This is a genomic window from Renibacterium salmoninarum ATCC 33209 (assembly GCF_000018885.1).
Taxonomy (GTDB): Bacteria; Actinomycetota; Actinomycetes; order Actinomycetales; family Micrococcaceae; genus Renibacterium; species Renibacterium salmoninarum.
This window is the reverse complement of sequence record NC_010168.1, coordinates 2,981,642-2,994,702: the sequence shown is the minus strand read 5'-3', so window position 1 is coordinate 2,994,702 and position 13,061 is coordinate 2,981,642. Positions and strand designations below refer to the sequence as shown.

Below are 13,061 nucleotides of genomic sequence, written 5' to 3'. Positions count from 1 at the left end.
AGCTTAGAGAACACCCGATTTGTTACCGAATAGTGCAGAAAGCGCATTCCAATCTGAGATATTGCAACCATTGCTCTGGTCGAAAGCCTTGTCCACGCCTTGACCTTTGAAAATTCCGGTGACCCTAGCTACTTGAGGTCCGCCCATTTGCATCGTGCAATTTCGGTTCTGAACGGTTGGCCAAAAGATTGCCGCGCCATAGCGTTCCAGTGCCTGGCAAGCCGCAGCAGGGTCGGCAACGGAGCTGCCGGCGGAAACGTTGGCACCCTGACACAACACGGTGAAATCGCGGTTTGCTGCTTCGGGGGAGTCCTTGATCGTGATGGCGAGCGAGATATCTGCCCCAGCAGGCAATGGGCTGGCCACGCCGGAAGGCAAGGAAGGGCCAGCTGTGGCGCTGGGCGGGAATGTTGGTGAACTTCCAGTAGATGTGATACCTGGATCAGCGGGCGGGGTCCCTGCGCAACCACTCAGGACAATCGCGGCAGCCACAGCTATCAAGGTGGGGGCTAAAGTTCGTCGGTTCATTCTGCCTCCAATCAGGCTCTTTCAGCCTAGGCCTACTAGCCTGCTAGTTCTAGGCGCTGACTTAGATCGTTCAACAACCGTGACCGCAAAACCGCAGCTTCTGCACTGAATTCGCTTTGACACGTCACGTATTGGGCTTTACCTTGAGCGTTTTCAATCTGGATTGGTTCGTACCCCCAGTCACTGAGCTGATACGGCGCAGCCCGCATATCCATTGCTCGAATCCGCCAGGACAGCTCAAAAGCTTCCATCAATAATTCGCTAGGCAAGATTGGCAACAGTTTGTACGTCCACTTGTACAGATCCATATTTGCGTGCAGGCACCCTGGCTGTTCCATCGAGCGCTGATTTTCCCGGTTTGGCGCGAGCTCGTTGAGTGGCACTGCTTGCGGCGTATAAAACCTGAAGGCATCAAAGTGCGAGCAACGAATTCGGTTCTGTTCCACAACCTCGTCAGTGCCTTCAGCCCCGAGGCGCAATGGTAGATACTCGTGCCGAATGCCGTTCTCGTCGCTTCGGTAGGCCATTGCCCATTCATGCAATCCGAAGCAGCCCAACTGGGCGGGCCGAGCCGCAGTGCCGGCCAGAATGACGACAGCAAAGTCCACCGCGCTGCGTCGCGCGGCCAAAAACTCTGCTGCGTCGACGACTACCGCCGGCTCAGCTGCGCTCAGCCCTAAAGTCGCACGTTCGCCGTCGTGAGCAGCCCGGTAATACTTCCAGCCCAGCCGTTCCAAAGCCGCATCGCCAAGCAAGACCGTGCCGCTGCCCGGGTGCCAGCGCCGTAGCTGGGCAGGTTTGAGCGTGTAATAGGTAAAGAGGAAATCTTCTACCGGATGCTTCTCGCCATGAGAGCGGCGTTGTAAATAAGGCTTCGCATAAACATCCACCTTTGCCCCGTGTGCCTGCGCAAGCGGCAGCCACTCGTCGGGGCTGAGCTTACGGAGCTTATCGGTCACGCATCCATTGTCCCAGGAATTCGATACACCTTTGCTGCGGTGCCTTGGCGAAGATCTGATTTCTCCGCAGCGGAGAGCGTTGCGATCAGCTCCTCGCTCATCGACCAAGTCGACGGGTAGCTGGCAGCTAGCGTGCTTACCGGCCAGTCGGAGCCAAGCATCAGCCGATTGACGCCGAAAAGTTCAAGTAGGCGATCGGCAATTGGCTGCACATCATTGATCGTCCAAGAAGACCAGTTAGCCTCGGTCAGCAGACCAGAGACTTTGCACGTGATATTCGACGCCGAAGCAACCGCCGCGATGTCAGTGAACCAAGCTTCTAGCTCGCCGGCGACGATCGGTGGTTTCCCTGCGTGATCCAGGATGAATGATGCCTCGGGGAAATCGTGTGCAGTTTTTGCCACCGCTGGCAGCTGATCCGAGCGGACGATGAATTCGTAATTCAGGCCCGCCTCGGCAACGGCAATTAAGCCGCGTCGCACCGCTGGGCGCGCTAACCACTCGGGATCGTTTTCGCCTTGCACTTGGTGCCGAATGCCGCGTAAGTATCCGCCGCCCGGGGACTCCTTGAGCGCGGAAATCTGATCAGCAACACTGGGGGCTTCTAGATCGACCCATCCCACTACTGCCTGCACAATTGAGGAGGATGCGGCAATGGCTAGCAGCTCTGGGGTCTCTTCAGATTCGCAGACCGTTTGCACCAGAACGCTCGCGTCCACTTCCGACTCAATCGCGAGTGCTTCAAATTCTTCCAGCAGAAAGCTTCGGTCAATCGCGGCCATACTCGGTCCGGTAATCCAGTCTTGCGGCCGATCATTCAGATTCCAAAGGTGGTGGTGCGCATCAATCCGTCGGATTGGATTTTTGCCGCTCACGTGAGATTGCTCCAGAGTGAGATTCCAGCGAAGTGGACGGGCGCGCGCGATTCTTTGACGGTGATTCGGAACTCTTGCGCAGTCACTGCAGTTGGCAAAACCAGAATCCGCATTTGGCCAATTGCGCCAGCTTCCGCGATGCTCTGCCAACTGCCGTCCACTTTTGCCTCAACACTGACCTTTTCAGCACTTTGACCGTAGTTCAGCACATCTTCGCTGAGTGAAATTCGCTTCACCGATTTGGCTGAACCTAGGTCAATGTTGACTGCGCTTTCCGTCGTCGTGGTGCGGCCTGCGCTGGCCAGATCCGTGCCATAAGCCTTATCTCGTGCGATTTTGAAGTCTTTGAGCGCTTGAATCGAAGCCGCAGAGATACTGCCGTCGGTAGTCGGCGGCACATTCATCAAGAACACTGCATTGCGGCCGACAGTTTCCTCATATTTTTGCAGAAGCTGGTTGCCGCTGAGCGGTTGATCGTTCGGATGCGCAAACCAGCCTTGGGTAAGTTTGAAATCCGCCTCAGCGGGCCACCAGTGCAGCGTATTGGCGCCTTGCCGCACCGCTGAAATTAAGGACGTTCGATCACCAAGATCTTGTGCATCAGTCGGTATGATTTCGGTGAATTTCCCTTTGTCTGCCGGGTCGCCGACCGCCAGCCGGCTCCATTCATTATCCGCGCGGGCTTGGCCTGCTTCATTGCCAACCCAACGGACATCTCGGCCACCAACGGCAACGACGGCATCTGGCTGTAGCTTGCCAATTAGGTCGTAGAAGGCTGGATAGTCATATTTTTCTGACTTAGCCGTGTTACCGCTTGAACCGTCGAACCAAACTTCGCTGATCTTGCCGTACTGGGTCTCTACTTCGTAGAGCGTGTTTAAAAAAATAGGCGCCATAGTCGGTCGCTTGATAGTTGAAGCTGGGTAGTCCCGCTTGGTCTGCGCGAGAATCACCGGGGAGCAGCGTGGGAATCGTTCGAGCACTGGGCGTGCTGCCATTGCCATAAACCCCGCGGACCTCCTGATTGGAGTCTGCCGGTGAGAGGTAAACTCCGACGTCGAGCCCGTATTTGTGTGCCGAATGGGTGAGCTGCCGAAGCACATCACCCTTGCCTGCTAACCATGGCGACGAGGCGACGGAATAGTCCGAATATCTACTCGGGTAGAGCAGGAAGCCAGCGTGGTGCTTCACGGTAAGAATGACGCGTTTGAAGCCCGCCGCAGCCAGGTTACTCACCCACTGATCGGTATCGACGACGCCGGTCGGGTTGAAGCACTGCGGGTCCTCTGTGCCATGACCACACTCTCGGTTGTAAAAGGTATTGATGCCGAAATGAACGAAGGCGCTGAGTCCGTCGTCTTGCCACTGCCATTGTTGCGTCGTTGGCCGAACTAGAGTCGATTTTGTGACAATGTCCTGATCGCAATCATTTGCGCTGACCGGAATGTAGTTGCCAGGGGCGATTCGACTCAGATCGGTGCAATTTCCGCCAGGGTTTGGCCCGGGCCCGTTATCCGAGCGGAAGAGAAAAGCTTTGGGGTCAAAGGTGGCGGGGCCGGTCGCCACCATGGGGGTGCACGTCGTTACCGAACCCGATTGAGTTTTCAGCTCCAGCAGCCAGCGCGAAGCCTTTTGTCCCCGTCACGGTGGGGAGCTGCTTGCCGTCGAGGAGTACATATAACGAGGCATTATGCTCGCCGGGCAAATACTGCAATGACAAAGTGTGCTTTTGGTTGAGTGCTGGGTACGGCGCAGTGGCTGAGTTCTTTGTCCAGCTCTGGCCATCGAATGAGTCGAAGCCGTAGCTGAACTTTCCAGCTTCAGCTCTGACGTAGAAATTTCCGCCGGCAGAAAAGAGCGTGCTTAGGTTTTTTGGTGCTGAGGTTGGTGTGAATTGGAGTTCCGCGATGAAGTTTTTGTTCGCGGTTCCTTGGCCTAAGGACCAATCACTCGGGACGAAAGTTAGCCCTTGACGGGTTCCTTTGAGTTCGACGCAGGTGCCTACGATTTGTTGTTCGTCACCTTGGTTGCGTCGAAGGCTGCCCCGAAGTGATTCATCGCCTGCCGTGGTGTAGGCGGAACTGCCCACAAGGGATCCAGCGAAGCGGACGTTAAGATCGTCCGGCGGTGCCGCGGCGTCGTCGGCAATAGCAGCAGGCACTAACCCTCCAATGAGCAGGGACCCGATCGCAAGGCTGGCGCAAAGCATACGGCCGCGGCGAAACTGCTTTTTGCGCATGAGCACTCCTCGAGCTATACATCGGATCTTTAAAATTCAACGATTATCTACTGTTCATCTGCTGTCAAGCATTTTTGCTTGGTAGGTTGAATATCTCTTGCTGAATTGATCCGATTCATCTGATGTAAAAGCCGTTGAAAGGAACTGCGATGCAACGAATTGCCCTGCACACCAAACTTCAGCCTGGGAAGGAACTCGCCTACGAGCAAGCACATGCGCTGATCCCCGGCGAGCTGGATCAACTGCTCCGCCAGCATGGCGTGACCGAATGGCGAATCTGGCGTTCTGGTACGGATCTTTTCCACGAGGTGGAAGTTGTTGATTGGGTGGCCTTCAAAATGGCCATGGCGCAGGAACCAGTGGATCAAGCTTGGCAGCAGCAAATGAACTTCTTCTTAGACACCTCAGCAGGCCAAAGCTATCAACGCGAGCTGCAGCAAGTCTGGCAGTTGCCCCAGCTCTAGGAACGCATCCGGGACTGCCACGATTTGTCTAAGGCGAATTCTTCGGTGTCGAGTTCCATCAGTACCGTCCGCATCACTTCGTCATCGAGATTGCCCTTATCTCGTTCTTCGATCAGGACTTTTCGGCGAAGTTCGTTCATTTGGCGGCGCATGTCGGTCATGTATTGGGCCATCTCTGGCTTGGCGATGCCACCCTTACCGAATGGCGCTGTTTTCGCAACAGACGCGTCGTCGTTAACGTCCTGCATCGCTGACATTCTGGCCGCCGCCGAGCCTTGAATCCGGGCCATGAGCTTTTCGGCCTTTTCGGGGCCGACCTTTGCGGCAAGCTTTTGCCACGTAGGCTTCATCTGCTCCATCGCGATTTTGAACGTGCGAGACATGAGTGCCTGCTCGGCTTCTTGATCGCGCTGTTCTTGGTTCGGATCAGAAACCTCAAGCTTTTTGATCAGCCAGGGTAGTGTGAGGCCTTGCAGGAGCAGGGTGCCGATGGTGACCACAAAGGCGGTGAGGAAAATGAGATCTTTGGCTTCGACGTCCGAACTGGCGACTACTGAAGCCGCCGCGGCAAGCGTGACTACTCCGCGCATGCCGGTCCAAGAGATCACGGTCAAATCGCGCCAACTCATCTCCGGTTCATCCCGACCGCGGCGTTGGCGACGTCGCTTGAAGACCGGAATCTGGCGTCGGTAGTAGGAGACGAAGACATAAGCGGGCCGGATCAGAATAGTGATCGCGCGCAGGATGTCAGCAATGCCCAAACTCACGCCGAGACCGCGCGGGCTATCGATGGTTTCGAAGAGTACGTTCTTGAATTGCCGACCGATCAGGGCAAAAACAAAAGCTTCCAGAAGCACATCTAGCGAAGCCAAAATAGGTTGTTCCTGCAGCCGCATCACGTAGCTGCCCTTTGGTGCGTTATAGCCCAAGTGAAGTCCAGCCGCGACAACAGCGAGGACGCCAGAGCCGTGCAATTCTTCCGCAATCAGATAGGCGCCGAACGGGACCAGCAGGCCAATAACCGTTTCAATCAGCGGATCCTTGATCCGGGTCCGAACGAATTGCACGATGAAGGCAAGGACCAGCCCGACGCCCACGCCGCCGACGATGTTGATGAGCAGTAGCAGTAGGCCGTCGTTGAAGCCAAAAGAAGAACCTTTAGTCGCGCCGTTGAGGAACAGCGTAAACATGGTCAAGGCTGCTGCGTCATTGATCAGACTTTCGCCGGAGAGCACGGTCATGACACGACGGGGCAGGCCCAGCTTCTTGCCGATTGCCGTTGCGGAAACCGCATCCGGTGGCGCGACAATTGCGCCCAAGAGCAGGGCAGCAGCAAGCGAAATATCGCCAATTAAGATGTTCGCGACGCCGCCGACGACAAGCGCGGTAATGACCACCAGGCCAATGCCGAGCCTTCGGATTTGGCGCAGCGAGGTGCGGAAATCCTGGAACGAAACGTCTAAAGCTGCTGAATAAAGTAGCGGTGGCAGCACGATGGTCAGAATGACTTCAGAGTCGATTTTGACTTCATCCACTAGGAAGAAAGAAACCAGAATGGCCACGCCGGTGACCAAAAGTGGTGCAGGCCAGCCGACTTTGCGGGCAAAGGCGGTCACCGCCAAAGCCGCTACCAGCAGTATCAGAAGTTGCTCGAGGTCCATCGGTGCTCCCAGCTGCCGTCAGAATCGTCTGATAATCAGCTTACTGTTTGCCCAGGACACCAAGTGGCAGGATCACCTGGTGTTCCAGAAGCTTGCGCCCGGGGGCTCCTCCCCAGCCGAGTAGCTTGCTACGTGGGCAGGACTAGCTCCCGCCCAGCTACGACCTCGTAGCGCGGGGGTGAGTACCCAAACCAGACGTTAGCGGCCGGTGCCGGCGTAAACCGTCGCCTCTTCGGTGCCATCCAGATCGAAGGCCTTATGCACAGCACGCACGGCGGTATCTAAAAGGTCTGCCCGGGTAACGACCGAGATTCGGATTTCCGAGGTGGAAATCAAATCAATGTTCACACCGGCATCTGACAATGCTTTGAAGAATTTGAACGAAACTCCGGGGTGTGAACGCATACCAGCGCCGATGAGTGAGAGCTTGCCAATGCTGTCGTCGTAGATTATGTCTTCGAAGCCAACAGTACTTTGTGCGTCTTTGAGCGCCTGCAAAGCGTCAGCACCTTCGACCATTGGCAGCGTGAAGGAAATGTCGGTACGGCCAGATCCGTGCGTGGAAATGTTCTGCACAATCATGTCGATATTTGAGTGTGCGGAGGCAATAATGCCAAAGATTTCTGCGGCCTTGCCGGGAATGTCCGGTACACCGACGACGGTGACCTTACCTTCGGACCGATCGTGTGCAACACCGGAGATGATGGGCTGTTCCAAAGCGACTCCTTCGCCTCTGATGATTTTGTCGTCGGGGCTGGGTAAGACCCAAGTACCTTCGTGGTCGCTAAATGAGGAGCGGACGTGAATCGGAAGCCCAAATCGGCGTGCATACTCAACGCTGCGCAGATGCAGAATCTTTGCGCCAGATGCTGTGAGCTCAAGCATTTCTTCGCTAGAGATCTTGTCGATTTTCCGCGCGCTGGGTACCACTCGCGGGTCTGCCGTGTAGACGCCGTCAACGTCGGTATAGATTTCGCAGACATCAGCATTCAAGGCGGCAGCCAGTGCGACGGCGGTGGTGTCCGAGCCGCCGCGACCCATCGTAGTGATCTCGTTGGTGCTTCGGCTCATACCTTGGAAACCAGCAACAATCGCAATTTGCCCCTTATCCAGGGCGGTGCGCACGCGGTGCGGATCAACGTCAATGATTCGAGCCTTGCCGTGGATACCGTCGGTAATCATGCCGGCTTGGCTGCCGGTGAAGGACTGTGCCACATCGTTTTGGCTGCTAATTGCCATTGCCAGCAGCGCCATCGAAATTCGCTCGCCGGCCGTCATCAACATATCTAGCTCGCGAGCGGGCGGGTGTTCGGCGACCTGTGCGGCAAGATCGAGCAGCTCGTCAGTAGTGTCACCCATCGCGGAAACTACTACGACGACGTCGTGCCCGGCTTGATGCGTGGCAACTACTCGCTTGGCTACGCGTCGGATTCCGGCGGCATCGGCTACTGAGGAGCCGCCGTACTTTTGCACAATGAGGCTCATGATGAGAAACCGGGCATGCTCAAGCGGCGGACTGGCACTGGATGACTCCTGAAGGTGGGGCAAGACTCCCGCCAGTTTATCTGCCGAGGTCATCTTCCTTGAATTCGTGCGTAAAGATTGCGCGGAAATTCATCTTAGGTGTCATTGGTTGTTCCGGCTCTGGGCTCTTTCGGTCTCACCGCATCGCGCTTAGGATGAGCGCAGAAGGGGCCAGCCATTGGTTCCTGTTTACGGAGGAGAATTGCCATGGCTGTGCGCCTGAACCCTTACCTAAGCTTCCAAGACACCGCCAAGCAGGCCATGACCTTTTACCAATCCGTTTTTGGCGGCGAGCTGACCCTGTCTACATTTCGCGAATTCCACGCGAGCGAAGATTGAGGCTGAGCTGGACAAAATCATGCACGGAATGCTCGTCGCAGAAAACGGTTTGGTGTTGATGGGGGCTGATACGCCCAACAGCATGGAGCTGGGCAATAATGGCACAGTTTCACTCAGTGGCGATGACGAAGATGTACTGCGCGGATACTGGGAGAAACTGATTTCCGGTGGCGTTGTTGGGATGCCGCTGGAAAAGGCGCCCTGGGGTGACCACTTCGGCGAATGCAAAGATAAATTTGGCGTTAGCTGGTTGGTCAATATTGCTGGTTCGGCTGCTAGTTAGCTTTCAGTTGGCGTAGGCTCAGCGCGGGCCTACGCCAAGGCGTTGCGGCGACCTTCAAAGGCCCTGCCCAGCGTGATTTCGTCGGCATATTCCAGATCGCCACCAACTGGCAGTCCAGAGGCAAGACGAGTGACTGTGATGCCAATCGACTTGAGCATCCGGGCGAGATAGGTTGCGGTCGCTTCGCCTTCCAGATTGGGATCCGTGGCGATAATGATTTCTTCGATTTGGCTGTCGCTGAGGCGATTGAGTAGCTCACGAATGCGCAGCTGGTCGGGGCCTACGCCGGCGATTGGGTTAATCGCACCGCCCAGCACGTGATAGAGGCCGCGAAAGCTTCGGGTCCGCTCGACGGCGATCACGTCTTTAGATTCTTCGACAACGCAAATGATTGTTGGGTCTCGGCGTGGATCGCGACAAATACTGCAGGTGTCTTGTTCTGCGACGTTGCCACAAATTGAACAGAACTTGACGCGTTCTTTGACCGTGACGATTGAAGTGACCAAGCGCTTCATATCTTCCGGGTCTGCTTCGAGGATATGGAAAGCCAACCGTTGCGCGGATTTGGGACCGATCCCGGGCAGGCGCCCTAATTCGTCGATCAGATCTTGAACTGCGCCTTCATACACGGTCTGTTTTGCTCTTCTCTTCGATGCGTGACTAGGTGAATCTACTCAACAGTGCAGGTTAGGACCTGTTGAGCGGGCGTTCTTCAATCATCCTGCCACCCAAGATCCGTTCCACGGCTGCTCGACCCACCAGACCAGACTCTTCAATAGTCTCATCGTCGGCGCTAGGAATGTCTTCAACATAGGTTTCCGGCGTCGCCACAGGCGGTGGTGCAGACTGTTTAGCCTGTTCACTCAACCGTTGGAACAGGCTGGTCTTTGCCACAACCGGCTCATCAACCGCACTGGCTTTTTCGCGCACGGCCGCTGTCGCGACAGGTACTGCAGATACTGGCTGCTTCGCGACTGGTTCTGAGCTTGCTGGTGCCCGGGCCGCGGACGTTTGCGAATCGTCGCTAGCGCCACTAATCCAATCCGGTGCAGCGGAAATTGAACCCCAGCCAGGTTCCACAACGGCAGCAGGTTGTGCAGAAACTGGGCGCTGCCAGATTTTCTCTCGAGGATCTGGCTCAGTTGAAGGACGGACTTTTTCGGCCGGGTATTGCTCGATCGGGTGTTGCTCGACTGGCTGTTCTTCGCTTGGGCGGGGATCTTCAATAGCCCAGTCTGGTTCGGCTGGCGTCGATTGTTCAGCTGGTCCGGCCCAATCAACTGCTTGGGCCGGTCCTTTTGGGTTTGGCTCAGAGCTCCCAGAATTGTAGTTTGCCGGCGGGGCACCGGACGCCGTTGCCGTGACTTGGCAGTCTAAGCCAAGGGTCGCCTTGATAGCGGCTCTGAGGTTCTCGGCATGCTCACCACGGGAAAACGCGGATGCCAAACCCTCGGTACCGAATCCGAGCACCAAGGCCTTGCCATCGAAACTTTGTGGTGTCGCATTAGGTGCGATCAACGCCCAACTTGAGCGTTTCACTTTGGTCAGCTGCTCAAGAACATCCGGCCAAGCCCGGCGCAACATGTCGATGCCGTCCGCCGAGTTTGCTGGTGCAGAACTCGTCGGCGGAACTGCTCGCTGAGCAGGTGATTGTGCTGCCAGTGTTTGTGGCTCCGGTGCGGCTGGCTGGTGCTCTGGTGCCTGTTGCGCTGGTGTCTGTGGCGCTGGTGCTTGAGTTCTTGCCGGGGGGCTTTGAACCGGGATGCCCCAGTCATCCAATTCAGGGCTAGCGCTGGCCGGTGCTGATTTTTGTAGATTTTCTGGCATATCGGCCGTCTCGGCTGACGCTGCCGATTCCCGAGGCTCCACTGCAGGTGGTGCTGCAGGTGCAGGTTCCGGGGTAGATACCGGAACCACCGGTGCGGGACGTTCAGGCGCACCTTGCTCGGCCGTAGCCGATCCGGCGTACGACAACCGTCGTTCAACCCGATCTAAACGTGCGGCCATGCCGCGCTCAGTCTGCTCGGCACCGGGCAGCAGTAGCCGAGCGCAGAGTAGCTCCAAATGCAGCCTAGGCGAGGTGGCGCCGGTCATTTCTGTCAGCGCGGTATTGCTGACGTCGGCTGCTCGAGACAGTTCGGCACGGCCCAATTGCGTCGACTGAGTCTGCATTCTGGCAATTTGATCCTCGGGCATACCGCGAAGAATCGCTTGCGCACTTTCCGGCATGGCTTGAACAATGATCAAATCGCGGAATCGTTCAAGCAAATCTTCAACAAAGCGGCGCGGATCCAGACCAGTTTGGATAATCCGATCGACGGCCCGGAATACGGTTGCCGCGTCCGAGGCGGCCAGAGCATCCACAACGTCATCTAGTAAGGAGGCGTGGGTGTAACCCAGCAACGAGACAGCTAGTTCGTAGTCAAGACCCTGGGCGCCCGCACCAGCCATCAACTGATCCAAAACTGAGAGCGAATCGCGAACGGAGCCGCCGCCAGCCCGGACAACCAGCGAAAGTACACCCGGGGCAACCGGAACTTTTTCTTGGTCGCAGAGCAACTGGAGGTACGCCATTAGTGGTTCCGGCGGAACGAGCCGGAACGGATAATGATGTGTTCGCGAGCGGATGGTGCCAATGACTTTTTCCGGCTCGGTAGTCGCGAAGATGAACTTGATGTGCTCCGGCGGCTCTTCGACGATTTTCAGCAGTGCGTTGAAGCCCGCGCTGGTGACCATATGTGCTTCGTCGATGATGAAGATTTTGTAGCGATCGCGAACCGGTGCAAAGGTTGCACGTTCGCGGAGATCGCGCGCATCATCCACACCACCGTGACTAGCCGCATCTATTTCGATCACGTCCAAGCTGCCCGGGCCGCCGGTGGCTAATTCCACGCAGCTATCGCAACTCCCACAAGGTGTATCAGTGGGGCTTTGCGCACAGTTGAGGCAGCGAGCCAAGATCCGAGCCGAGGTCGTTTTACCGCAACCACGAGGGCCAGAGAACAAATATGCGTGATTGACGCGATTCTTACGCAGCGCCGTCATAAGCGGTTCGGTGACATGCTCTTGCCCGATCACGTCCGCAAACGTGTCCGGGCGGTATCTGCGGTAGAGAGCTGTGGTCACTGTGAAACCCTATCGTGATGCGCTGACAATTTAACTATGAGCTGGTGGTAGACCTGGTTGTAACAGCGAATCAGAGCACTACCCAAGGCTCCCGCGGTATCGCGGCAGGATCAAAAACGGCAAGCGATTCCGTCAACGAAGGTGGCAGCCCCAAGGAGCCGAAAATCATCTCGAGTGCTTTCTGCGGGCCGACTTCGGCCAAGGTCACCGCGCCGTCGCGTTTAGCCAAACGTTGGCCGGCCGAATTCACCGCGAGTGGCACATGAGCGTATTCCGGCAAAGTGAAGCCCAAAAGCGACGCTAAATAGCCTTGCCGGGGACTAGAAGAGAGTAAATCGTCACCCCGGACTACTTGATCGACGCGTTGTAGCGCATCATCGACGACGACGGCCAAATTATACGCCGGAGCGCCGTCGTTCCTGACCACCACAAAATCGTCTACCGGGCCCTGAAATGGTCCGCTCAAAACATCCAAAATGCCAAAGTCTTGCACTGCGGAACGCAATCGCCAGGCCGCTGGACGATCCGCTCGCCGTCGAACTTTTTCAGCTTCAGAAAGATTGCGACAAATTCCAGGATAGTGACCCGGTAGCGTGTGCGGTGCGCTTGCCGCTTCAGCAATATCTCGCCGGGTGCAGAAGCATTCGTAGAGCAAACCGCGTCCACGCAAGGAATCAATCGCGTTCAAATACAACGCCAAACGCTCGCTTTGCCGCACTGGTTCTTGATCCCAATCCAGGCCGATTACGCGTAAATCACGGATTTGTTCGGCTTCGGAGCCAGCCCGGACCCGATCTAGATCTTCGATTCGCAGCAGAAAGCGTCGGTCAGAGCTGCGCGCAAAAAGCCAAGCCAGAATTGCGGTGCGTAGGTTGCCAAGGTGGAGTTCCCCGGAAGGGCTTGGCGCGAAGCGGCCCGCAGCATTGGCAGCCATAACGCTCCTTAAAATGAAAGGACCCCTCGTGCACCCGCCAGAGCCAGCTTACCCTTGCTACCTTCCGGTCCTGGGGGGACTTCACAGGGTGACGCCACACGAGGGGCTGCCGTCTATTCTACTGGATCA

At 56.6% G+C, this 13,061-nt stretch carries 12 protein-coding genes, 1 other RNA gene and 1 pseudogene; 2 read left to right on the top strand and 12 right to left on the bottom strand.

All coding sequences use genetic code 11. The features are described 5' to 3' along the window. Nucleotides 1-3 precede the first annotated feature (3 nt). Genes RSAL33209_RS14805 through RSAL33209_RS14785 form a run of 6 tightly spaced genes read right to left on the bottom strand, consistent with a single transcriptional unit; the run spans nt 4 to nt 4,601 of the window. Nucleotides 4-528 (bottom strand): hypothetical protein, encoded by a 525-nt coding sequence (locus RSAL33209_RS14805; protein ID WP_114597665.1) that lies wholly within the window; start codon nt 526-528, stop codon nt 4-6. 35 nt (nt 529-563) lie between these two features. Beyond that, nucleotides 564-1,487: a hypothetical protein gene (locus RSAL33209_RS14800; protein ID WP_012246715.1), complete on the bottom strand. Its 924-nt coding sequence runs from the start codon at nt 1,485-1,487 to the stop codon at nt 564-566. Further along, on the bottom strand, nt 1,484-2,362 hold the full coding sequence (locus tag RSAL33209_RS14795) for an amidohydrolase family protein (protein WP_012246714.1): 879 nt from the start codon (nt 2,360-2,362) through the stop codon (nt 1,484-1,486). Before RSAL33209_RS14795 ends, RSAL33209_RS14800 begins: the two co-directional genes overlap by 4 nt. Continuing rightward, entirely contained in the window at nt 2,359-3,258 is a 900-nt protein-coding gene (locus tag RSAL33209_RS19395) for an alpha-L-fucosidase (RefSeq protein WP_049759022.1), read from the bottom strand. Before RSAL33209_RS19395 ends, RSAL33209_RS14795 begins: the two co-directional genes overlap by 4 nt. Beyond that, entirely contained in the window at nt 3,170-3,931 is a 762-nt protein-coding gene (locus RSAL33209_RS19390; protein WP_049759021.1) for an alpha-L-fucosidase, read from the bottom strand. Before RSAL33209_RS19390 ends, RSAL33209_RS19395 begins: the two co-directional genes overlap by 89 nt. Then, nucleotides 3,903-4,601 carry a hypothetical protein gene (locus tag RSAL33209_RS14785; RefSeq protein WP_041684867.1) on the bottom strand — a complete coding sequence of 233 codons (699 nt, stop codon included), beginning with the start codon at nt 4,599-4,601 and terminating at the stop codon, nt 3,903-3,905. The genes RSAL33209_RS19390 and RSAL33209_RS14785 overlap by 29 nt, the downstream gene beginning before the upstream one ends. 149 nt (nt 4,602-4,750) lie before the next feature. Between RSAL33209_RS14785 and RSAL33209_RS14780 the strand changes: the two genes are divergently transcribed. Beyond that, nucleotides 4,751-5,065 (top strand): L-rhamnose mutarotase, encoded by a 315-nt coding sequence (locus RSAL33209_RS14780; RefSeq protein ID WP_041685915.1) that lies wholly within the window; start codon nt 4,751-4,753, stop codon nt 5,063-5,065. Here RSAL33209_RS14780 and RSAL33209_RS14775 read toward each other — a convergent pair. Next, complete coding sequence (locus RSAL33209_RS14775) at nt 5,062-6,726, bottom strand: cation:proton antiporter (RefSeq protein WP_012246708.1); 1,665 nt, start codon at nt 6,724-6,726, stop codon at nt 5,062-5,064. The two genes, RSAL33209_RS14780 and RSAL33209_RS14775, sit on opposite strands and share 4 nt — an antisense overlap. Before the next feature lie 198 nt (nt 6,727-6,924). Continuing rightward, the gene (locus tag RSAL33209_RS14770) at nt 6,925-8,211 is read right to left on the bottom strand and encodes an aspartate kinase (RefSeq protein WP_114597758.1); all 1,287 of its coding nucleotides are present in this window, start codon (nt 8,209-8,211) and stop codon (nt 6,925-6,927) included. Between the two features lie 246 nt (nt 8,212-8,457). Between RSAL33209_RS14770 and RSAL33209_RS14765 the strand changes: the two are divergent. Then, nucleotides 8,458-8,872, top strand: a pseudogene (locus RSAL33209_RS14765) (VOC family protein). Nucleotides 8,873-8,901: 29 nt separating this feature from the next. Here RSAL33209_RS14765 and recR read toward each other — a convergent pair. From recR to ffs, 4 genes are all read right to left on the bottom strand, one after another. After that, complete coding sequence (recR, locus tag RSAL33209_RS14760; RefSeq protein WP_012246704.1) at nt 8,902-9,501, bottom strand: recombination mediator RecR; 600 nt, start codon at nt 9,499-9,501, stop codon at nt 8,902-8,904. Between the two features lie 58 nt (nt 9,502-9,559). After that, nucleotides 9,560-11,998, bottom strand: coding sequence for a DNA polymerase III subunit gamma and tau (locus RSAL33209_RS14755; protein ID WP_012246703.1), 2,439 nt, complete (start codon nt 11,996-11,998; stop codon nt 9,560-9,562). A 70-nt stretch (nt 11,999-12,068) separates the two neighbouring features. Continuing rightward, on the bottom strand, nt 12,069-12,932 hold the full coding sequence (gene gluQRS / locus RSAL33209_RS14750; RefSeq protein WP_012246702.1) for a tRNA glutamyl-Q(34) synthetase GluQRS: 864 nt from the start codon (nt 12,930-12,932) through the stop codon (nt 12,069-12,071). Nucleotides 12,933-12,946: 14 nt separating this feature from the next. Continuing rightward, nucleotides 12,947-13,043: signal recognition particle sRNA small type (ffs, locus tag RSAL33209_RS17280), an RNA gene on the bottom strand. Nucleotides 13,044-13,061 lie beyond the last annotated feature (18 nt).